This is a genomic window from Nostoc sp. C117, assembly GCF_043099735.1.
In the GTDB taxonomy this organism is placed as follows: domain Bacteria; phylum Cyanobacteriota; class Cyanobacteriia; order Cyanobacteriales; family Nostocaceae; genus Nostoc.
The window spans coordinates 4,894,022-4,914,809 of the sequence record NZ_CP170991.1 but is presented as its reverse complement, the minus strand read 5'-3'; the positions used below and the strand labels follow the sequence as shown (position 1 = coordinate 4,914,809).

The following is a 20,788-nucleotide window of genomic DNA, read 5'->3' as shown; positions in this document are numbered from 1 at the left end:
AGGATTAGTTGAGCTAATTCTTGCCTACGCAACTATGCCATTGGATTTATCGCCTCTTTGGATATCACTCAAAACTTCATTACTTGCCACATTTATCACTTTCTTTTTGGGTATCGCTGCTGCTTACTGGATGCTGGGATATCGGGGCAAAGGTAAATCGTTAATTGAGGGTATCTTTATTGCTCCTCTGATTTTACCGCCTACGGTTGTCGGTTTTTTGTTGTTGCTATTTTTTGGTAAAAATGGCCCTGTAGGGAAACTCATGCAGCCTTTTGACTTCACCATTGTTTTTACTTGGTATGGTGCAGCGATCGCAGCTACAGTTGTTTCTTTCCCGTTAATGTATAAAACTGCACTGGGAGCCTTTGAACAAATAGATAGCAATTTGCTGCGAGTAGCCCGAACCCTTGGTGCAAGTGAAGCTACAATTTTTTGGCGTATTAGTTTACCCCTAGCACTACCTGGGATTATAGCCGCTACAATGCTAGCTTTTGCCCGTGCTTTAGGAGAATTCGGTGCGACGTTGATGTTGGCTGGTAATATTCCTGGACAAACCCAAACAATTCCAATGGCGATTTATTTCGCTGTGGAAGCGGGAGCAATGAATGAAGCTTGGTTTTGGGCGATCGCTATTATGGTGATTTCTCTATCTGGAATTATTGGGGTTAACTTCTGGCAAGAACTGAGGGAGAAGAGGGGACAAGGGAGACAAGGGGGACAAGGGGGACAAGGGGGACAAGGGGGAGAAATTTTCTTTATACCAGACTCTGCTTTTGAGTCGCGTGGGTTGTTTGTAGATATTGAGAAACGACTGGCAAGTTTTCATCTACAAGTCTGCTTCAACACTGATGAACAGCCTTTAGGTTTATTGGGAGGTTCGGGAGCAGGTAAGAGTATGATTCTGCGCTGCATTGCGGGAATAGAGACACCAACTAGAGGACGCATAGTTTTAAATGGGAGAGTTTTGTTTGACTCGGAAAAAGGAATTAATGTACCCAGCCGCGATCGCCGCATTGGTTTTTTAGTGCAGAATTATGCCCTTTTTCCACACATAACTGTGGCGCAAAATATTGCTTTTGGCTTACCCAAAGGATTATCCACCGGGAGTATTAGGGTGCAGGTAGAAGAACAATTATTAACTATGCAGTTGCAGGGATTAGGCGATCGCTATCCGCACCAACTCTCTGGGGGACAACAACAACGGGTCGCTTTAGCTAGAGCATTAGCCAGCCAACCAGAAGCATTACTTTTAGATGAACCCTTTTCAGCACTCGATACCCATCTGCGTAGTCAATTAGAGCAACAAATGACTGAAACTCTGGCTGACTACGAAGGTATGACTTTATTTGTTACGCATAATATGGAAGAAGCTTATCGGCTTTGCCCAAATCTATTGGTATTAGAGCATGGTAGAGCCATTCATTATGGCAGCAAGTACGATATTTTTGAGCATCCTCTAACTGTAGGTGTTGCTCAAATCACCGGCTGTAAAAACTTTTCCCGCGTTATTTTCCAGTCATCCCAACAGGTAGAAGCCACTGATTGGGGTTGTACTCTGCAAGTTGTTGAACCAATCAATAGTGAATTATCCTACGTTGGCATTCGTGCCCATCAAATTATCTTTACCAATGACTCATCCCGTGAAAATACTTTTCCTTGTTGGGTAGTACGGATAAGTGAAACGCCTCACCGAATGACATTATTTCTCAAACTACATTCTGCTGCCATTAACTCTCAAGATTACGATCTGCAAGCTGAAGTTTTTAAAGAAAAATGGGTGACGATGAAAGACCAACCTTTTCCTTGGTATGTGCGTTTAGATTCTCTCCGCTTAATTTTGATGCAGTGAACGCACAGATGTATACACATCGGTAAGCTGATGTGCGTCTAAAGTATATAAACACTCTTGACGGTCGTTGACTGTTGACTGTTGAGGGGTTTTCAGTCATCAGTCATCAGGTAAATGTACAACAGCTTAATTCATTAAAATAATATTACTTACTTCAAGCGCCCAGACCCAAAGAGTCTGAGCGCTTGAATATTAGGTTGCAGAGAAACTTCTGCGAAGTACGAGAATTATGCAGGCATCATGTGCATAGATCTACAAGATTCTGCACATTTGCGGCAAGTAGCAGCACATTCCATCATTTTGGCGTCATCGCTCATCATGTCACACGCCATAGCAGTGCGATCGCACATTTCTGCACAAAGCATACAAGTGCTTCCCATGAACTCAGAACCGCTCATCATCATATTCATGCACATCATGCACATTTCAGCGCAATCACGCATCATGCTCATCATACTCATCATGCTCTTGTCCATATTCTTACCACCTTTGTTCATGCAGTAAGTCATGGTTTCCATGCACATTTTATGACAGTTCATGCAAACATCCATACAAGCTTGCATTTCGGGAGTCATGGTTTCAGTCATCATCATCATCATAGGAAATACCTCTTGATTTGTTGATGGATAAATAGTGTCTTTTTAGGGACTACTTATAACAGTAGTTCAATCTTTTTAAGTAGTCAATGGGGGTTTTCCCCAGAATTAATAAACCTACCATTCCGATATAATTACCGGAAATTTAGACTAATTCTACAGATATTTAGTGTTATTTTTCTGGCGATGACTACATATTAAAGCTTAGATACTCCCGTTTGGGAGTGGGGTTTTATTAAGCAAGTTAAGTTTCCGTTGAAAATCAAAAGTTAGAGTTCAATATGAAGATAAAATAATGTCATTATTTTTAATAAATGCCTAAAAGGGACTGGGGATTGGGTGCAAAATCGAAAAATTATGATGGGGGCTTTTACCCACCACCAAATTTTAAAAAACTTTCTCCCAGTCCCCAGTTCCCAGTCCCCGTTGTAGAGTGGGTTGCAGTTTTAGTAGGCGATCGCTTGCGATTTGCAATGTCTCAGGTTTTTTGCTGAAGCAGAAGCGGATCAATGAATGTCCTTTTTCTGGTTGACTGAAAAAGCTGGAACCAGGAACTACTGCAACACCAATATTTTTAATTAGGTGATAAGTAAATTCAATATCGGTTTTGTAGCCGAATTGGGAAATATCTGCAAGTACGTAATAAGCTCCTTGGGGAAGAAAGTAGCGAATTCCAACTCGATCTAAAATTTGTAAGATGTTGTCTCGCTTCTGGTGATAAAGTTTGCCTAGTTCTTCATAATAAGATGGCGGTAGTTGCATAGCAGCAACTCCGGCTCGTTGCAATGGTGCAGGGGCACCGACTGTTAGAAAATCATGGACTTTCCGAATGGCTGTTGTCAATTCAGAGTTTGCCAAAATGTAGCCGACTCGCCATCCGGTGACGCTGTAAGTTTTCGATAAACCGTTGATGGTAACGGTGCGTTCTTCCATTCCCGGAAGGGTCGCTAAGGCAATATGTTGAGTGCCATCATAGAGAATATGTTCGTAAATTTCGTCTGTAAAAGCTAGTACATCCCACTTTTGACAAAGTTCAGCAATTAGGGTGAGTTCTTCACGGGTGAAGACTTTGCCGGTGGGGTTGTGGGGTGTGTTAATAATAATGGCTTTGGTATTGGCGTTGAAAGCTTGACGCAACTGTGCTTCATCAAATGTCCAAAGAGGGGGATGCAGTGTGACGTAGCGAGGTTTAGCACCAGCTAAAATCGCATCGGGGCCATAGTTTTCATAATACGGCTCAAACACAATTACTTCATCACCGGGATTGACTGTCGCCAGCATCACAGCTGCCATTGCTTCTGTAGAACCACAGGTGACGGTGATTTGGGTTTCGGGGTTGATATCTAAGCCGAGATACCAGTGGACTTTTTTGGCGATCGCTTCACGAAATGAGCGATCGCCCCAAGTAATGGCATACTGATTCACATCCCCCTCTATTGCCTCATATGCTGCCTGTTTCAACTCAGGCGGACACGGAAAATCAGGAAACCCTTGAGCTAAATTCACTGCATCGTGTTGCAATGCCACTCTTGTCATTTCTCGAATTACCGACTCTGTAAACTGGTTTGCCTTCGCTGATATTTTTTGGCGCTGCATCTGACTCACCCTATGCCTCTGTTGATTTATATTGCACTTATGGGGGAATTTCTGTAAACCCAATATGTACCATAATATCGATAGACTTATCGTAGTATACTCAAATTCCAGATTCAGAGGAAAGATTAGGGATTGGGGACTGGGGACTGGGGACTGGGGACTGGGGACTGGGGACTGGGGACTGGGGACTGGGGACTGGGGACTGGGGACTGGGGACTGGGGACTGGGGACTGGAGATTGGAGATTGGGGAGACAAGGGACATGAAGAAAACAAGGGATAGTGGGAGACACGGCGATACAGTGAGTAATTTTTCTCTGTGTCTCCATATCCTCTTTCCCACTACCCAGTCTCCAATCCCTAGTCCCCAATACCCCTATTATCTATATACTAAATTATTGAGATTAATAGTCAATTATTGAAGGTACTAATCCAGAATCATCATGAAATCTTTGCACCGTCCCGATCTCTATAGCTGGTCTAATTTCAATCCGGCAAGAAATATTGATTTCAATGGGATTGCCTGGATTCGCCCAGATGGCAACATCTTGATTGACCCAGTAGCCCTATCAAACCATGATTGGAATCATCTGAAATCCCTTGGTGGTGTAGTTTGGATTGTGCTGACGAATTCTGAGCATGTCAGGGCAACTAAAGAAATTGCCGATCAAACCTATGCTAAAATTGCTGGTCCTGTGGCAGAAAAAGACACTTTCCCCATAGCTTGCGATCGCTGGCTGTCTGATGGGGAAGAATTTGTACCTGGACTAAAGGTGATTGAACTTCAAGGCTCGAAAACACCTGGTGAACTGGCTCTACTACTGGAGGAAACAACGTTGATTACAGGGGATTTAGTCCGGGCACGTAAAGCAGGTAGCTTGACGATTTTACCAGATGACAAGCTGCTGAATCGAGAGGAAGCTGTTGCTTCGGTGCAGAGGTTGGCACAACTCAGTCGAGTAGAAGCGGTGTTGGTGGGGGATGGCTGGCCTGTCTTTCGGGATGGATGCGATCGCTTAAAGGAACTTGTGGCGACGTTGTAGATGTTTCCCCTGATGAAACTATAGCTATTTTGAATCTGGTGAGGTACAGGTATGCAAATAGACCTGACCCCCTAAACCCCTTCCCGCTTGGGGAAGGGGTAACAATTCAAAAGATTTCTTGCAGAAGTCGGGAAAAAGGGAAGGTGGGGTCCCCTCTGGGGATAATTTTTACATAAGTCGTTAAGATTGATTATGAACCTATCTGGTGCTGAACTCAAAAAGTTAGTTAAAGCCATTGTTAGTGCCTATCCCACTAAAAATGATTTAGAAATGATGGTTCAGTTTGAATTAGAGGAAAATCTAAATCATCGAGATTCTTTCTCAGATTGCGAACAACTTAAAGTTGAAAATAAATCAGAAATTATTACAGATAAAAATTTAAGTAATCTACCTAAGATTACAATAAATTTCCTCCAACAAAGTTTAATTAAAGCTAATAAATCAATAAAAAGAATTCATATTTTATTGCAATCAGAATTAATGAATCATGATTTTGATTGTTGGAAAACTGAATAATATGAAGAAGGTGCAGAAGATTTTACCACAGGAATTTCTGAAGATTATGAAGTAGTGATTCGTTGTTCAGATAGATTAAGAGGTAAAAGTTCACCTGTTTTTCAATGGCGGGAAAAAGCAAATATATTCAACAATCAATCAGAAGAATATGCTAATAGTATTTTTGTTTTAGCCTCTAGTGATAATCAAAAAACTTTATTCGATCAAGTCAAACATGAAGATGTAATCGCCGTAAAAATCACAAGTGTTTTTGAAAAAGAAGAGGTGTTGGGAAAGATTATTTTCAAATCTGCTCTTCCTCTAGCATTATGCACTCGTAAACATATTCCTGATATTGAAGACGAATTCAATAGGATTTTGAAAAATGAAGATAATGATATATCTTTAAAAGAATTACCCTCCCAATTTAAAAACAAAAAAGCAGAAGGCAACAAGAATATTAACCATTTATGCTTATTGTGGGATGATCCCAATTTACTACCACCCGAACAACTACTAACCGAAAACAAACTCTAAACTGATTAATTTTATGACTGACTGGCAAATTTTTACCGGAAACAGTGAACTTATCTTAGTGCCATTATTATCAATATATTGACAGTTAATAACTTGACTGACTAGCTAAGTAAATCAAGAGGGGAAGGATGAACAGTCGCCGCGTTGTCATTGTTGGCGCTGGATTCGGTGGGTTGCAAGCTGCCCAATCTTTAGCTAATTGTGGTGCAGATGTATTATTAATCGATCGCCACAACTATCACACCTTTGTACCGTTGTTGTATCAAGTTGCAACAGGTCAATTGGAACCAGAGTACATTGCTTATCCGATCCGCACGATTTTACGGCCATTCTCTTTCTGGGGAAATAAGCCGAAGGTTCAGTTTTTGATGGCTGAGGTTGAGCAAATTGATTTTTCAGGACAAACTGTTGAAACAGATAGTTGTTCAATCACCTATGATTTTCTGGTGTTAGCAACTGGAAGCCGCACCCAGTTTTTGAGAGTTCCTGGAGCTTCAGAATCTGCTTTCTCGATGAGAACATTAGAAGAAGCGATCGCCATCCGCAATCAGATTTTCTCTTGTTTTGAGCAAGCTATCAAAGAATCAGATTCATTACGACGCCAACAACTGCTGACGTTTACGATTGTCGGCGGTGGCGCAACCGGTGTTGAGGTGGTGGGTGCTTTTGTGGAAATGGTTCGAGGTCAGTTGCGTCGGGACTATCCCACACTTGTAAAGGAAGTGAGGTTGATTCTGATGCAATCTGGCGATCGCTTATTAGCCGAACTGCCAAAAAAGTTGGGAGCCTACACCCATAAACGATTACATCAGCTGGGAGTGGAGGTTTATCTGCAAACGAGAGTCACTAGAGTGACTTTTGAATCTGTACATCTGCAAAACCATGAGGTAATTCCCACTGCAACGGTCATTTGGACTGCGGGATTAGAGGCAAATTATCCCACAACATCAAAAGAGGTATCTTTCGCAAATAAGGGAAAGTTACTCGTTCATCCCACCCTACAATTGCTAGAGCAACCCAATGTTTATGCTGTTGGAGATCTAGCTTATGTAGTAGAAAAGAACGGTAAATCATTAACTGGAGTTGCACCAGAAGCACTTCAGCAAGGTGTTGCTGTAGCCCGAAATATTCAGCGGCAATTTCGAGGTCAATTGCCAAAACCTTTTAGTTATTTTGACAAGGGAAGATTAGCAATCATTGGCTGTTATTCAGGTGTAGGAAAAATTGGGGCATTTGCTTTTACTGGCTGTTTGGCTTGGCTGATGTGGCTAGGAGTTCATTTAGTATATCTTCCCGGCTACCGCAGTCGTTTGTTAGTCTTACTCACTTGGCTTCACACTTACTTGTTACGCGATCGCTCTGTTCGCTTAATTCTGTCTGTGAAAAAACGTTAGCCCTCAAAGCCTTCTGCCTTTCTTTTCATCAATCACCGTTGGCATACCATAGTTGGAGTTCAGAAAATGACTGAAAATAAAACCTATATTAGTCTCAAACCAAAGGATGTTGCGATCGCTTATTTGTTACTACGAATTCTCATCGGTGTGAATTACTTCAATCACGGATTCACTCGGATTTTGAACATCCCTGGATTCGCTGAAGAAACTGTCAAACAATTGGCAGATTCTTATTTTCCAGAATTTTTGGTGAGAATTAATTCCTACCTAGTGCCCCCGATAGAGTTAATTGTGGGTGTGTTAATCACACTTGGGCTAGCAACCAGAAGCGCTTTGATTGTCACCTTTGTCTTGATGATTGTTCTAAAATTGGGGGTAACATCGGTACAAAACTGGAGTGCAGCTACTTCTATGCTTTTTTACGGGATTGTGCTGTTTATTTTGCTTGCAGCCAATAGCTTTAATATTTACTCTCTCGATCGCTGGAGAAAAAAGAGACAAAATCTTGCAGACTCAGCAGCCGATCGCGAACAAGGTAGGATCAACTTCTTGAGCAATAACTTTTAGATAAAATATCGGACATAGCATAGTTGAACAAGAATTCAGAATCAATCAAAGGAATAGTTATAAAGTGCGCTAGACCAATATCTAGCGCACTTTTTCAGAGAATAGGCTAGAGCCATCGCACTGTCTCACCTTTGATGGTTGGCAATGCGATATCTACGACGGGCTGCACCTACGCATCCTAAAATTACGCGGGAACAAACTTCAGCGAAACACCATTCATACAGTAGCGCTTGCCGGTGGGTGCAGGACCGTCATCAAAGACATGACCTAGATGACCACCACAGCGACTACAATGCACTTCAGTTCTGGTCATAAACAACGATTTATCTACAGTGAAGGCGATCGCACCTTCAATCGGGTTAAAAAAGCTCGGCCAGCCAGTACCACTGTTAAATTTGGTATCAGATGTAAAAAGTGGTTGTTCGCACGCAGCACAAAAATAAGTACCTTTGTCGTATTCCTTATCAAGTGGGCTGGTATAAGGGCGTTCAGTCCCATGTTTACGCAATACACTAAACTGTTCTGGTGTTAAAATCGTCTTCCACTCTTCTTCCGGTTTGGTAATTTCAAATCCACTTTTAGAAGTTGTCATCGCTTCTGACTCCCAATTGATATACCTTGATAACACTGCTGTGCCGACTATTACTGCACTAGCTTGTAAAAAATACCGTTTATCCATACATCTATTATTTTCTATTTTCTGGTTAACTGGCCAATCAACTCCAGTACGGTATTCCCTGCTTTAAGTACTAGAATCAGCGATCGCTCTGAATTAGCCCTGATAGTCTGATTAAAATTAGCTAAGAAACAACAAATTATTTTTCAGCCAAATACTGGACGGGAATCCGATCCACTTGAGTAGAGGGGATGAGGATTTTACTAGTTCCTGTGAAAAGTGAGAACAGCTTACAACTTAAATATACATTTAATTGATAGAGATACAGGAGTTAAAAATTCTTGCTTAGTTAAGTGGAATATGCAATACTCTAAAGCGATAAACAAAGAGCGGTATTTCTGTGTGTTTACCGTAGTTTAAAAGGACAGAACTTATGCAGCTACTATGGTTCATCCCAACCCACGGTGACGGGCGCTATCTTGCAACTGCTACAGGCGGACGAGCAGTCAGCTTTCCCTATTTGCGGCAGATTGCTCAAGCGGTGGATGACCTTGGCTACACAGGGGCATTGCTACCTACAGGTCGCTCTTGCGAAGATGCTTGGATTGTAGCGTCAACGCTGGTATCACTAACGCGACAGATGCGTTTTTTGGTAGCCATTCGTCCTGGTTTGGTGTCACCGGGAGTAGCAGCGCGAATGGCGGCAACTTTCGATCGCCTTTCTGGAGGACGCTTGCTAATTAACGTAGTCACAGGGGGCGATCCCATAGAGTTAGCGGGGGATGGCTTGCATTTGAGTCACGATCGGCGGTATGAATTAACAGATGAATTTTTGACAGTATGGCGAGCGATCGCCAGTGGTGAATCAGCTAATCTTCAGGGCGACTATTTCAACATTCAAGATGGTAAACTGCTGTTTCCACCAGTGCAGAAGCCATATCCGCCCTTGTGGTTTGGTGGTTCTTCTGACATTGCTCAAAAAATTGCTGCTAAACACGTAGATGTTTATCTGACTTGGGGCGAACCACCAGCGCAAGTAGCCGAGAAGATTGCCTCAGTTCGCAGATTGGCAGAGGCCGAAGGAAGAACCTTGCGGTTTGGGATTCGGCTACATGTGATTGTACGGGAAACCGAGAGTGAAGCTTGGGATGCGGCGAATCAATTGATTAAGTATGTAGATGAAGAAGCGATCGCTAAAGCCCAAAAAGCCTATGCGCGGATGGATTCAGTTGGACAACAGCGCATGACTCAATTACACCACGGTAATCGAGAGGCATTAGAGATTAGTCCGAACCTCTGGGCGGGAGTTGGTTTAGTACGGGGTGGTGCCGGAACTGCCTTAGTAGGCGATCCGCAAACAGTTGCAGCCAGGATATTGGAATACGCTGCTTTGGGTGTTGAGTCTTTTATCTTCTCTGGTTATCCCCACTTAGAGGAAGCTTATCGAGTTGCAGAACTTCTATTCCCTCACCTGCCATTAGAAAATCTACCCGCAGTACAAAAGCAACATGTCTTGAGTCCATTTGGCGAGATTGTGGCAAATGAAGATTTTCCTCAGCAACACAAACAGAAAGCTACATCCATATCCTAGTAAAGTTTAAGGTATTGGGCATTGGGAGTGCTGAGTGCTGTACATGGATAGCGGGGCGTTTAGCCCGTGCTGAGTTAGGAATGCTGAGTTAGGAGTTAGGAGTTTTGTTTATCTCCTTGTCTCCTAGTCCCTAGTCCCCAGTCCCCAATCCGCATACCCATTAATAGGAGTTTGATAAAATGACAAATGTTTTAGCGATCGCTGGTAGTCCAACTCATCCATCTAGAACTTACGGTCTTGTCGAATATACCGCCAAGCTTTTACAACAAGAAGGCTTGCATGTAGACATTATTTCAGTTCGGGACTTACCTGCTGAAGATTTAGTTTTTGGACGATATGATAGTCCTGCTTTAGAAGAACCAAAAGCTTTACTGGCAAAGGCAGATGGTGTGATTATTGCCACCCCAATTTACAAAGCTGCTTACACAGGAGTACTGAAAACATTTTTAGATTTGTTGCCACAAAAATCATTAACAGGTAAACCCATATTACCAATTGCTCTTGGTGGTACGATCGCTCATTTATTGGCAATTGAATATGCCCTAAAACCTGTGTTATCTGAATTAGGAGCGCGGCATATTCTAGCTACTGTTTATGCGGTAGATAAACAAATTCAACGACAAGCTGACAATAGCCTTCTGTTAGATGAAGAAATTGACCAAAGACTTAAAGACGTTCTCAAGGAATTTGTGAAAGCTGTAGAATACGATGCTGCTGCGCCTCAAGAATTGGTTCATGCCAATTAAATAATCAAAGTTTATACCTCCGTTTGTTTGTAGCAGAGGGGTAATTTTTACCCATCTGTTACTTTTTTTTAAAGAGAGTCAAAAGCTGGCTTAGATTTTTGAGTCTTGATCTTAGACAGTCTAAGTCCGAAAATATTTAATCTGTGTACATACAAGTTTCTTAAACTGCAATACGGTTCGGATAAGCATTTTTCACAATCGAGTGTGGTCTGGGGAAAGGAAGGGGTAAAGGGGAAAGGATGTATTCAAAACATGGGTCCCTTTAACCTTTCCCCTTTAACCGAACCGTATTGTCTTAAACTGCGCCTTTGTTGCATTGACCTGTACCTTTGTTGCATTGACCTGCGCCTTTGTTGCATTGACCTGCGCCTTTGTTGCATTGACCTGCGTCTTTGTTACATTGGGAATGCGCTTTTTTGGTCAGGTTAACCAGTAAATTAGATGTAGGGCGTAAAAAAATAAACTTAATGAAAGCGATGTCTAACGACAAGCCGCAAGGCATGTGCGCTTCTGTTCTTACATCTATCGTCGGTGAAGAAAATGCTGTTTGCCTTTGGAAAAATATCGAACTCGGTCAGCAAAAACGTATTCAACAGGCAATAGCTTCTGGACATTCCCCCAGTTGTATCGTTTATCCCCGCACCCAAGAACAGCTAGCCGCAGTTATTGCCACAGCTTACACAAATAACTGGGGCGTCCTCCCTTGTGGTAGTGGTAGTAAACTCTCTTGGGGTGGTTTAGCTAAGGGCGTTGATGTTGTAGTCAGTACAGAACGCATTAACCAACTGATTGAACACGCTGTGGGTGATTTGACTGTCACTGTAGAAGCTGGGATGAAATTTTCTCATCTCCAAGCACTTTTGGCAAAGTCACGGCAATTTCTCGCCCTTGACCCCACTGCACCAGAGTCGGCAACTATTGGCGGTATTGTCGCTACAGGTGATACAGGTTCTCTACGACAACGTTATGGTAGTGTGCGCGACCAATTACTAGGTATTACTTTTGTGCGTGCTGATGGACAAATTGCCAAAGCTGGAGGAAGAGTAGTTAAAAATGTCGCCGGATATGATTTGATGAAGTTGTTTACTGCGTCTTACGGCACATTAGGAGTTATTAGTCAACTAACTTTCCGACTGTACCCGTTACAAGAAGCATCGGCAACGGTGGTACTAACTGGGAAAGCTGAGGCTGTATCTCAAGCCGCTGATATTCTGCGAGGTTCGGCATTAACACCAGTCCAGGCTGATTTGTTATCAACTAAGTTGGTGTCTAGCTTGGGTTTGGGTGAAGGGTTGGGCTTAATTGCTCGGTTTCAAAGTATTAGTGAAAGTGTTAAGGAACAGTCAAACCGAGTTTTGTCATTAGGAGAAAAGTTGGATTTAGATGGGGCAATTTATGCTGATGCAGATGAAGCTAATCTATGGCAAAGATTGCAAGAACGAATACATTCTCCTGTGCAAGAATCCGTAATTACCTGCAAGATAGGAGTGTTACCTACTGCTGCCATAGAGATTTTGTCTCAGGTGGAGTTGGGTTTAATTCATATTAGTAGTGGTTTAGGTTTGTTACAATTAGAGGATAAAAGTCAGGTTTTACAAATGCGCGATAAGCTACACTCCGGCGGAGGCGATACCTACGGCGGGCTGCGCCTAAGGACTCAAGCTAATAGTGGTTTTTTAACAATTCTGGATGCACCAGTGGGGGTTAAAGAACAAGTAGATGTTTGGGGTTATACGGGGAATGCTTTGCCGTTGATGCGTGGGATTAAGGAACAGTTTGATAGTAAGAATATTTTAAGTCCTGGTCGGTTTGTGGGTGGAATTTAAGTTGGAAGAAAACGAACCGCATTTGCGTTAGCGTCTCCCCTTCTCCCAAAGGGAGAGGCTAACGCCAAGGGAGAAAGACGCAAAGGGTGCTAAGGAAGAGAGGGGAAAAGAATTAATTATGCAAGTTTCTGAAAATTCTGTTAAGAAGACGGCTAGTTTGAAGAATTTGAAAGGGTTTGATGAAAATCATCCACCTGAGCCTAAGTTGATTGATAGTTGTGTGCATTGTGGCTTTTGTCTTTCGACCTGTCCTAGTTATCGGGTGCTGGGTAAGGAGATGGATTCTCCGAGAGGACGCATCTATATGATGGATGCAATTAATGAGGGTGAAATTGCTCTCAATACGGCAACTGTAGAACATTTTGATTCTTGTTTGGGGTGTCTGGCTTGTGTGAGTACTTGTCCTTCTGGTGTGCAATATGACAAGTTAATTTCTGCAACTCGTCACCAAGTTGAACGCAATTATCCCCGCAGTTTACCAGATAAATTAATTCGTCAATTGATATTTTCTCTGTTTCCTTATCCTCATCTTTTACGCGTTTTATTAGTTCCGTTGTTGGTTTATCAAAAGTTGGGTTTCTCTAAGTTATTTCGCACTACGGGTTTACTGAAGAAAATATCTCCCCGGTTGGCAGCAATGGAATCTATTCTGCCAGAAATTACTCTCAAATCTTTTCAAGATAATTTGCCGACTGTGATTGCTGCTAACGGTGAGAAACGTTATCGGGTTGGGGTAATTTTGGGATGCGTGCAACGGCTGTTTTTTTCTCCAGTAAATGAAGCGACGGTGCGAGTTTTAACAGCGAACGGTTGTGAAGTTGTGATTCCCAAATCTCAAGGTTGTTGTGCAGCGCTTCCCGAACACCAAGGACAAACAGAACAGGCGAAGGCTTTAGCAAGGCAGATGATTGATAGTTTTGCTGAGACTGATGTGGATTTTGTGATTATCAATGCTGCTGGTTGCGGTCATACTTTGAAAGAATACGGACATATCTTAGAAGATGACGCAGAATATCGGGAAAAGGCAAAGGATTTTGCGGCGAAGGTGAAAGATGCTCAAGAGTTTTTGGCAACTGTTGGGTTAACAACGAAACTATCACCGTTGACTGATGAACCTCTGAATTTAGTTTATCAAGATGCTTGCCATTTATTGCACGGACAAAAGATTAGCGTCGAACCGCGTCAGTTGTTACGCCAAATTCCAGGAGTGAAGTTGAAAGAACCGATAGATGCGGCTTTGTGTTGTGGCAGCGCTGGGGTTTATAATATGTTGCAACCAGAAGTTTCGGAAGAATTGGGTCAGCAAAAAGTACAAAATTTGTTAAATACTGGTGCTGAATTAATTGCTTCTGCTAATCCGGGGTGTACTTTGCAAATTACTAAGCATTTGCAGTTGCAGGGGAAGAAAATTTCGGTTATTCATCCGATGGAGTTGTTGGATTATTCCATTCGAGGTGTGAAGTTGGAAGTTTAGAAAGTTGCCGAGGGGGAATACTTTTTATCTCACGCAGAGGCGCAGCATTTCGGCTCATTTCGGCTACCCTTAATGATCAACACTCAGTGATCGGCGCAGAGAGGAAGAGATATATGTAGGTTGGGTTGAGGAACGAAACCCAACGTCAAAATTAAAGTTTTGACGTTGGGTTTCACTACTTTTCACCTAACCTACGCATCTGTTGCTGGGTTGTTGACTTCAAAGATAAACCGCTTGCAGGAATTAGGTAAGCGGAAAATATAAATATAATTTTTTCCTAAAAAAGTTATACTAACGAACAATTTTTTTCCTAAAAAAGTTACATTAACAAACAATTTTGACTAAGCTTTTTGTATGTTTTCTGCAATTTGAATTTATTTTTTGTTAGACAATACGTTATTATATTGATCTAACATAATTATGTTGCCTCCAATACCAAAAGAAGTACTTGTTTGGCTATTATTTACATTTGTAGTCTCAGTGCTTCCATTAGGAATTGATTGTCTGGTTAGGCTATTTGACGCAAAACCATGGTTTGACTATGAACATTACAAAGATGGGCAGTTACTAATAATTGCTGTATCTTTTGGGGCGGAATCAATAGGTAATATCCTAATTAGGTCTCAATTAAATCAATGGTATGAAATTCTAATCGTCGGTAGTTGCTTTTTGACTACCTTAACTGCTGGGCTGCTTTATCCTTTCATCAGGTACCTTGGAGTAGATAGTCGAACAACAACTAGTCCACCCGATTATAGAATGATATTTTATACTACGGCAGCTATATTTTTCTTTTCTTTTGCTACCAGTCTTTTTTGCAAGTATCTAGCGATGTCTTAATTCGGAGGAAATTATGGAGATTATAGCGATCATTTCTAGCATAATGGGCTTGTCTGCTTTAGGAACGGCACTTAAGTTTGTGAGAAATATGAAGATGTTTGATACAAAAAAAAAGCGTGAAGTGAACAATAGAAAAAGCAAGACGTCTCTATCTCAAAAGGATGATAAATGTTTTAACTGTCCTGACAATCCTAGCAAAGGATCTGTGTTAACACTACTTGTTCTTGAAGGTAATTTAGCTAATTTAGCTAATTTAGATTCAGAAGGCAACACGGTTTACTTAAAGGTCATTGGTCGTAGATAAGACGCGATAAATCGCGTCTCTACATGAGGGTTTTGGGCTTATCTGAACTGTATTGATTCAGAAGGTGAAGCAAAATTACAAGATGCTATGAAAATAGTGGTAAAAGTGGTCAGTTAAATTACTAAGCCGTGAAGGTTATCGGCTCAATTCTTCTGTAGGTTTCAATTTCACTCACAGCAACTTATCTGGTGTAATTGGCAAGTCACGAATCCGTTTACCTGTAGCATGATAAACTGCATTCGATATGGCTGCGGCTACGCCAACTATGGGAAGTTCTCCGAGGCTTTTGGTTCCTAGCGCGTTTACATAAGCATCTTGTTCTTCAATAAATTGGACTTCCATATTTGGGATATCTGCATGAACGGGAATCAAGTAGTCTGAAAGATTTGCACCAACTATTCTGCCTTGATTCGCATCCATTACGGTTTTTTCCATCAAGGCCATCCCGATTCCCCAAGTAATTCCACCCAAAACTTGACTCCGTGCTGTCTTGAAGTTGAGAATTCGTCCTGCATCATAAACGCCTACGCAACGTCTGATTTTGATTTCTCCCAAAAGTTCATCAACAGCGACTTCAACGAAGATGGCACCAAAAGAATGTTTGGCGTATTTTTTACTTTCTGGGTTAAGTGAGGTTTCTTCTGTGACTTCTAAACTTTCTAATCCCTGACGGCGCAAAATATCGGTGTAACTGTCTCGCTGGGATGGATTTTGTTTTAAGAATATTTGCCCTGACTCAATTGTAATATCTTCTGCTTGAGATTGATACAGAGGTGAATCTACATCGGCGATCGCCATTTTAATTATTTTATCTCGTGCGGCGATCGCTGCTTGATGTACCGCCGGGGAAACACTACCTACTGTCATTGAATTCCCGGTGATGGGGGCTTTGGGAAAATGACTATCACCGAGTTCAAATTCCACTGGTAAGCCTAATACCTCAGCAGCTACCTGAGTCATCACTGTATAAGTTCCTGTACCGATGTCTTGAGTCCCAGTTTGGACTTTAACTTCTCCAGTGGCAAAAATTTCTACTTTGACTGATGCTGAAGCTGAGTTGCTGGGAAATGTCGCACTTGCCATTCCCCAGCCAATGAAAAAATTACCTTCTCGCAGGGAACGGGGAATTGGGTTACGTTGTGACCAACCAAAAATTTCTGCGCCTTTTTGATAACATTGTTTCAGGGATTTACTTGACCAAGGTAATCCTGTATTGGGAGCGACATCTGCATGATTTCTCAGTCTCAGGTCAATGGGGTCAATATTTAAGGCAGATGCTAGTTCATCCATTGCCGATTCCAGGGCAAACATTCCTGTTGCTTCTCCAGGACCGCGCATGAAGGTTGGTGTGCCAGCATTGATCCGTCCCAAACGATATTTTACTTCTAAGTTGTCACAAGCGTACATCATTATTGTTGCCGCACCAACGGGTTCCACAAAGTCCCCAAATAGAGAAGTTAAGGATGTGCCAGTGTGAGTAATGACTGTTAGTTTACCTGACTTGGTTGCACCTAGCGTTAGATGCTGTTGCGTCTGGGAACGGTAGCCGCAACTTGTATACATTTGCGATCGCGTTAAGACAACTTTTACAGGTCGATTGACTTGTTTGGCGGCGATCGCTGCCAGAATAGTATGAGACCTTAATAGTGCTTTACAACCGAATCCTCCGCCTAAATATTTGGAGATGACGCGGACATTTTCTTGGGGAATATTCAGAACAGATGCGATCGCTCTTTGAGTTGCAGAAACGCCTTGAGTAGTTTCATACAATGTTAAATTATCCCCCTCCCACATGGCTATGGTTGCAGAAGGTTCTAGGGGATTATGATGTTCCATTGGCGTGGAATAAACTTGCTGCACGAGAATATCTGCTTGTGCTTTCCCTGATTCAATATCGCCTCTGGTAATTGTACCTGGCATCATACCAAAATATAGTGTTTCTGGCTCAAATATTTCAGCCTGTGCCAATGTCATTGTTGGCGGTGCTTCCTCGGAGATAATTTTTACGAGAGAAGCGGCGGTTTGGGCTTGTTCTAAAGTTTGGGCAACTACAATGCCCAGGTGTTGACCATTGTAGTAGATGTTGTCATCTTTCTCAATTGACTGACTTTCTGGAGAAGAAAAGAAGGGTATTTTTACCAAAGATGGTGTTTGGTCGTAAGTAATGATATCTATTACACCAGGAACGGCTGCGGCTGCGGATGTGTCTATTTGGAGAATTTTACCATTGGCGATCGCACTTGCAAAAATTACGCCATAAGTCAAATTCTCTATGGGTACATCGGCTGTATATGGTGCTTCTCCCGTTACTTTCAGCCTACCATCAACGCGATCTATTGGTTCTCCGATAATTTTATTCATAACTGGAAAGTTAAATTTTGGAGAGGTTTGTCCGATTTTTCGCACTTCTGTGCACCTCTGCGTGAGGCTAAGAATTTGACAACGCACGGATCAAAGCGCGTTTGATTAATTCAATTTTGAATTCGTTGTGTGTTTGCGGTTTCGCTTCTTTGATTGCGACTTCCGCAGCGGCTGTGAATGTAGCTAGATTAATTGGTTTTCCTTTGATGAATTCCTCAGTTTCCCATCCACGCCAAGGTTTAGGCGCTACTCCACCAAAAGCGATTCGGGCTGATTTGATAATATCTTCTTCTACTTCTAAGGCAATAGCTACGGAAACCAGAGCAAATTCATAACTAGCACGATCCCTAACTTTTAAATAATGAGATTTAGATGCAAAATTGGGAATTTCAATGGCAACAATTAATTCTCCCGACTGCAATACAGTTTCTATTTCTGGTGTCTCGCCTGGTAACAGATAAAAATCATGAATTGAAATTCGACGTGATTTTTCTACACTTTGAATGCAAATAATTGCATCTAATGCCGTCAAAGCTACAGCTAAATCGGAGGGATGAACGGCTATACAATGTTCGCTAGCTCCGAAAATTGCGTGCATTCGATTATGACCTGTAATGGCTGCACAACCTATACCTGGAGTCCGTTTATTACAAGGAAAAACTGGATCGCGAAAGTAGCCACAACGGACTCGTTGTAGTAAATTACCGCCTACGGTTGCCATATTTCGCAGCTGTGGTGAAGCACTTTGTAATAAAGCCTGACTAATTACTGGATAACACTCTTGAACTTGAGGATGAAAAGCTACATCACTCATTCGGGAAATTGCACCAATGGAAACTCCATTATTTTGAAATTCAATATCTGCTAAAGGTAAGCTATTAATATCAATTAATTTCTTCGCTGTTTGTACTCCATCTTTCATTAACCCCAATAAATCAGTACCACCAGCAATAAATACCGCAGTTTTATCTTGCTCAATTGTGGCGATCGCTCTTTCTTGTGAGCTAACTTTAGCATAACTAAATGGCTGCATTTTCCATTTCCTCTACCACATTCTGAATTGCTGCAATAATATTCGGGTATGCTCCACAGCGGCAAAGGTTTCCACTCATTTTTTCGCGAATTTCTGTTTCAGATTTTGGCATATCTTCTAAGATCATCCCCACGGCAGATACAATTTGTCCCGATGTGCAGTATCCACATTGAAAGGCGTCATGAGTAATAAAAGCTGTTTGTAAAGGGTGGAGTTTCCCATCTTGGGCTATTCCCTCAATTGTGGTGATGGCAGCGCCAATGTGCATGACTGCTAAGGTCATACAGGAGTTAATTCGCCGATTATTAACTAGTACAGTACATGCACCACATTCACCGCGATCGCAAGCTTTTTTTGTACCCATTAAACCCAGCTTTTCCCGTAGTGCATCAAGTAAAGTGACCCGAGGTTCTAGCTTTAGTGAGTAGGATATGTTATTGATATTCAGTGATAATTCTACTTCCTCTGAACCGGATATTTTCAATTCCTGGGTCAGAGAGTTTGAATTGATTGAAGCTAAGGAATTTTCTTCCATATTTAATACAAACTCCTGTCCACAATTCTTTTGAATACAAAAATGATACAGTAAGTTTTGTTCAGTACAGTAGGTTTTTGAGATATGTAAAGTCGAATTTTCAGAGTTTACTACCAAAATCGACGCAATTGTATTTATTTGAGTTTGTCAGCCTGATTTCTCATTATGAACATAAATCTAACTCAGAAATTATCTAAACCAATAGTAAATAAAGTTGCGATTATCGGTGCAGGTCTGGGCGGTTTGGCTACTGCCATAGCACTGAAAAGCCAAGGTATTGATGTTCAAGTGTACGAAAAAGCCCAAGAATTTCGTCCGGCGGGAACGGGACTAGGACTGGCTCCTAATGGCTTGAACTCCTTGGAGGCGATCGCACCGGGAATAGTTGAAACTCTCAAAAGTTCGGGCTGTGAGGTTCACCACACGGTTTTAAAGAATATTCGCAATGAAACAATTCGTGCTAACCAAACTAAATACTTAGAGGAATACGGACAGCCATTACTGACAGTTTGGTGGTATCGTTTACAGCAAGCGATCGCATCGAGATTGCCCTCTGAAATCATTCACCTCAATCATCGCTGCATCGGTTTTGAGCAAGATGAAAACGGTGTGGAAATTCATTTTGATGGTCAAAAACCAGTATATACAGATTTGCTGATTGGCGCTGATGGCGTCAATTCTGTAATCAGAGAAACTTTATTTGGCGAGAGTGAGCCTAACTATATTGGTAGTATGTGTTGGCGTGCCGTCATCAAATATCACCACGAGCTATTTAATGAATATGAACTCGTTTTTGTGAAGGGCAACAAACAGTTCATGTACATTCTGAATGTGGGGGATGGTTATACCAGTTGGATTAGTCGGAAGTTGTCACCTGATTACTCTCTTTCTCACAGCGCCGATGAGGTCAAATCTCGCATTCTCCAAGAATTAGCCGATTGGGACGAATCTTTTCTAGCGGTGGTTCAAGCGACACCAGCCGAGCAAATCTGGGAAGGACCGATTTGCGATCGCCCCCCCTTAACCCACTGGAGCCAAGGCAGAGTCACTCTCTTAGGTGATGCCGCTCATCCGATGGCACCGGCTATGGGACAAGGAGCCAATACCACTTTTGAAGATGCATACGAACTCGGAGAGTGTTTTTCCCACTCAGCTACTCTGCAAGATGCTCTAACTAGCTACGAACAGAGTCGCATTGAGCGTACAAAAATCATTCAAGCTCGTAGTGCTTTGGGTGAGATGCGCTACTATGATGTCAATACTGTGACATCTAGTGAGCAGACACAGCAGCAGCAAACGACACTTCCTGATGATTTTAATAAATGGCTATATAATTATGGATCATCTTTTATCTCTTCCAAAAAAGGATGCTCCTAACATGTCAACC

Annotated in this window: 18 protein-coding genes; 12 read left to right on the top strand and 6 right to left on the bottom strand. The window is 42.0% G+C overall.

Annotated features, from left to right (window positions below):
- The first annotated feature begins 34 nt into the window (after positions 1-34).
- The gene (gene modB, locus ACFG4S_RS21155) at positions 35-1,849 is read left to right on the top strand and encodes a molybdate ABC transporter permease subunit (protein WP_392530979.1); all 1,815 of its coding nucleotides are present in this window, start codon (positions 35-37) and stop codon (positions 1,847-1,849) included.
- Positions 1,850-2,076: 227 nt separating this feature from the next.
- Here modB and ACFG4S_RS21150 read toward each other — a convergent pair whose 3' ends face one another.
- Entirely contained in the window at positions 2,077-2,448 is a 372-nt protein-coding gene (locus ACFG4S_RS21150; RefSeq protein ID WP_392530978.1) for a four-helix bundle copper-binding protein, read from the bottom strand.
- Positions 2,449-2,832: 384 nt separating this feature from the next.
- Entirely contained in the window at positions 2,833-4,041 is a 1,209-nt protein-coding gene (locus ACFG4S_RS21145) for a pyridoxal phosphate-dependent aminotransferase (protein WP_392530977.1), read from the bottom strand.
- Between the two features lie 441 nt (positions 4,042-4,482).
- Between ACFG4S_RS21145 and ACFG4S_RS21140 the strand changes: the two genes are divergently transcribed.
- The 5 genes from ACFG4S_RS21140 to ACFG4S_RS21120 all read left to right on the top strand — a co-directional run bounded on the left by ACFG4S_RS21140 (position 4,483) and on the right by ACFG4S_RS21120 (position 8,075).
- Positions 4,483-5,082 carry an MBL fold metallo-hydrolase gene (locus tag ACFG4S_RS21140; protein ID WP_392530976.1) on the top strand — a complete coding sequence of 200 codons (600 nt, stop codon included), beginning with the start codon at positions 4,483-4,485 and terminating at the stop codon, positions 5,080-5,082.
- Positions 5,083-5,274: 192 nt separating this feature from the next.
- Positions 5,275-5,598 carry an effector-associated domain EAD1-containing protein gene (locus ACFG4S_RS21135; RefSeq protein ID WP_392530975.1) on the top strand — a complete coding sequence of 108 codons (324 nt, stop codon included), beginning with the start codon at positions 5,275-5,277 and terminating at the stop codon, positions 5,596-5,598.
- 54 nt (positions 5,599-5,652) lie between these two features.
- Positions 5,653-6,114, top strand: coding sequence for a hypothetical protein (locus ACFG4S_RS21130; RefSeq protein ID WP_392530974.1), 462 nt, complete (start codon positions 5,653-5,655; stop codon positions 6,112-6,114).
- 128 nt (positions 6,115-6,242) lie between these two features.
- Positions 6,243-7,508: an NAD(P)/FAD-dependent oxidoreductase gene (locus ACFG4S_RS21125; RefSeq protein ID WP_392530973.1), complete on the top strand. Its 1,266-nt coding sequence runs from the start codon at positions 6,243-6,245 to the stop codon at positions 7,506-7,508.
- A 66-nt stretch (positions 7,509-7,574) separates the two neighbouring features.
- Positions 7,575-8,075, top strand: coding sequence for a DoxX family protein (locus ACFG4S_RS21120; RefSeq protein WP_392530972.1), 501 nt, complete (start codon positions 7,575-7,577; stop codon positions 8,073-8,075).
- 184 nt (positions 8,076-8,259) lie between these two features.
- Here ACFG4S_RS21120 and msrB read toward each other — a convergent pair whose 3' ends face one another.
- Positions 8,260-8,754: a peptide-methionine (R)-S-oxide reductase MsrB gene (gene msrB, locus ACFG4S_RS21115; protein WP_392530971.1), complete on the bottom strand. Its 495-nt coding sequence runs from the start codon at positions 8,752-8,754 to the stop codon at positions 8,260-8,262.
- 370 nt (positions 8,755-9,124) lie between these two features.
- Between msrB and ssuD the strand changes: the two genes are divergently transcribed.
- From ssuD to ACFG4S_RS21090, 5 genes are all read left to right on the top strand, one after another.
- Positions 9,125-10,282 (top strand): FMNH2-dependent alkanesulfonate monooxygenase, encoded by a 1,158-nt coding sequence (gene ssuD, locus ACFG4S_RS21110; protein ID WP_392530970.1) that lies wholly within the window; start codon positions 9,125-9,127, stop codon positions 10,280-10,282.
- 179 nt (positions 10,283-10,461) lie between these two features.
- On the top strand, positions 10,462-11,028 hold the full coding sequence (gene ssuE / locus ACFG4S_RS21105; protein ID WP_392530969.1) for an NADPH-dependent FMN reductase: 567 nt from the start codon (positions 10,462-10,464) through the stop codon (positions 11,026-11,028).
- A 467-nt stretch (positions 11,029-11,495) separates the two neighbouring features.
- On the top strand, positions 11,496-12,854 hold the full coding sequence (locus tag ACFG4S_RS21100) for an FAD-binding oxidoreductase (RefSeq protein ID WP_392530968.1): 1,359 nt from the start codon (positions 11,496-11,498) through the stop codon (positions 12,852-12,854).
- Positions 12,855-12,972: 118 nt separating this feature from the next.
- Complete coding sequence (locus ACFG4S_RS21095) at positions 12,973-14,328, top strand: (Fe-S)-binding protein (protein WP_392530967.1); 1,356 nt, start codon at positions 12,973-12,975, stop codon at positions 14,326-14,328.
- An 853-nt stretch (positions 14,329-15,181) separates the two neighbouring features.
- Positions 15,182-15,472, top strand: coding sequence for a hypothetical protein (locus tag ACFG4S_RS21090; RefSeq protein ID WP_392530966.1), 291 nt, complete (start codon positions 15,182-15,184; stop codon positions 15,470-15,472).
- Positions 15,473-15,643: 171 nt separating this feature from the next.
- Here ACFG4S_RS21090 and ACFG4S_RS21085 read toward each other — a convergent pair whose 3' ends face one another.
- The 3 genes from ACFG4S_RS21085 to ACFG4S_RS21075 form a co-directional block, all read right to left on the bottom strand.
- Entirely contained in the window at positions 15,644-17,833 is a 2,190-nt protein-coding gene (locus ACFG4S_RS21085) for a xanthine dehydrogenase family protein molybdopterin-binding subunit (RefSeq protein WP_392530965.1), read from the bottom strand.
- Between the two features lie 67 nt (positions 17,834-17,900).
- Positions 17,901-18,866, bottom strand: a complete 966-nt coding sequence (locus ACFG4S_RS21080; RefSeq protein WP_392530964.1) for an FAD binding domain-containing protein — start codon at positions 18,864-18,866, stop codon at positions 17,901-17,903.
- Positions 18,853-19,401, bottom strand: coding sequence for a (2Fe-2S)-binding protein (locus ACFG4S_RS21075; protein ID WP_392530963.1), 549 nt, complete (start codon positions 19,399-19,401; stop codon positions 18,853-18,855). Before ACFG4S_RS21075 ends, ACFG4S_RS21080 begins: the two co-directional genes overlap by 14 nt.
- A 165-nt stretch (positions 19,402-19,566) precedes the next feature.
- Between ACFG4S_RS21075 and ACFG4S_RS21070 the strand changes: the two genes are divergently transcribed.
- Positions 19,567-20,778: an FAD-dependent oxidoreductase gene (locus tag ACFG4S_RS21070; protein WP_392530962.1), complete on the top strand. Its 1,212-nt coding sequence runs from the start codon at positions 19,567-19,569 to the stop codon at positions 20,776-20,778.
- Positions 20,779-20,788: the final 10 nt, after the last annotated feature.

Coding starts and splice junctions, on each gene's coding strand:
- ssuD (WP_392530970.1), top strand. CDS start 9,125: ATGCAGCTACTATGGTTCATCCCAACCCACGGTGACGGGCGCTATCTT.
- msrB (WP_392530971.1), bottom strand. CDS start 8,754: ATGGATAAACGGTATTTTTTACAAGCTAGTGCAGTAATAGTCGGCACA.
- modB (WP_392530979.1), top strand. CDS start 35: ATGCCATTGGATTTATCGCCTCTTTGGATATCACTCAAAACTTCATTA.
- ACFG4S_RS21085 (WP_392530965.1), bottom strand. CDS start 17,833: ATGAATAAAATTATCGGAGAACCAATAGATCGCGTTGATGGTAGGCTG.
- ACFG4S_RS21135 (WP_392530975.1), top strand. CDS start 5,275: ATGAACCTATCTGGTGCTGAACTCAAAAAGTTAGTTAAAGCCATTGTT.
- ACFG4S_RS21145 (WP_392530977.1), bottom strand. CDS start 4,041: ATGCAGCGCCAAAAAATATCAGCGAAGGCAAACCAGTTTACAGAGTCG.
- ACFG4S_RS21080 (WP_392530964.1), bottom strand. CDS start 18,866: ATGCAGCCATTTAGTTATGCTAAAGTTAGCTCACAAGAAAGAGCGATC.
- ACFG4S_RS21120 (WP_392530972.1), top strand. CDS start 7,575: ATGACTGAAAATAAAACCTATATTAGTCTCAAACCAAAGGATGTTGCG.
- ACFG4S_RS21075 (WP_392530963.1), bottom strand. CDS start 19,401: ATGGAAGAAAATTCCTTAGCTTCAATCAATTCAAACTCTCTGACCCAG.
- ACFG4S_RS21095 (WP_392530967.1), top strand. CDS start 12,973: ATGCAAGTTTCTGAAAATTCTGTTAAGAAGACGGCTAGTTTGAAGAAT.
- ACFG4S_RS21090 (WP_392530966.1), top strand. CDS start 15,182: ATGGAGATTATAGCGATCATTTCTAGCATAATGGGCTTGTCTGCTTTA.
- ACFG4S_RS21070 (WP_392530962.1), top strand. CDS start 19,567: ATGAACATAAATCTAACTCAGAAATTATCTAAACCAATAGTAAATAAA.
- ACFG4S_RS21100 (WP_392530968.1), top strand. CDS start 11,496: ATGAAAGCGATGTCTAACGACAAGCCGCAAGGCATGTGCGCTTCTGTT.
- ACFG4S_RS21125 (WP_392530973.1), top strand. CDS start 6,243: ATGAACAGTCGCCGCGTTGTCATTGTTGGCGCTGGATTCGGTGGGTTG.
- ACFG4S_RS21140 (WP_392530976.1), top strand. CDS start 4,483: ATGAAATCTTTGCACCGTCCCGATCTCTATAGCTGGTCTAATTTCAAT.
- ACFG4S_RS21150 (WP_392530978.1), bottom strand. CDS start 2,448: ATGATGATGATGATGACTGAAACCATGACTCCCGAAATGCAAGCTTGT.
- ssuE (WP_392530969.1), top strand. CDS start 10,462: ATGACAAATGTTTTAGCGATCGCTGGTAGTCCAACTCATCCATCTAGA.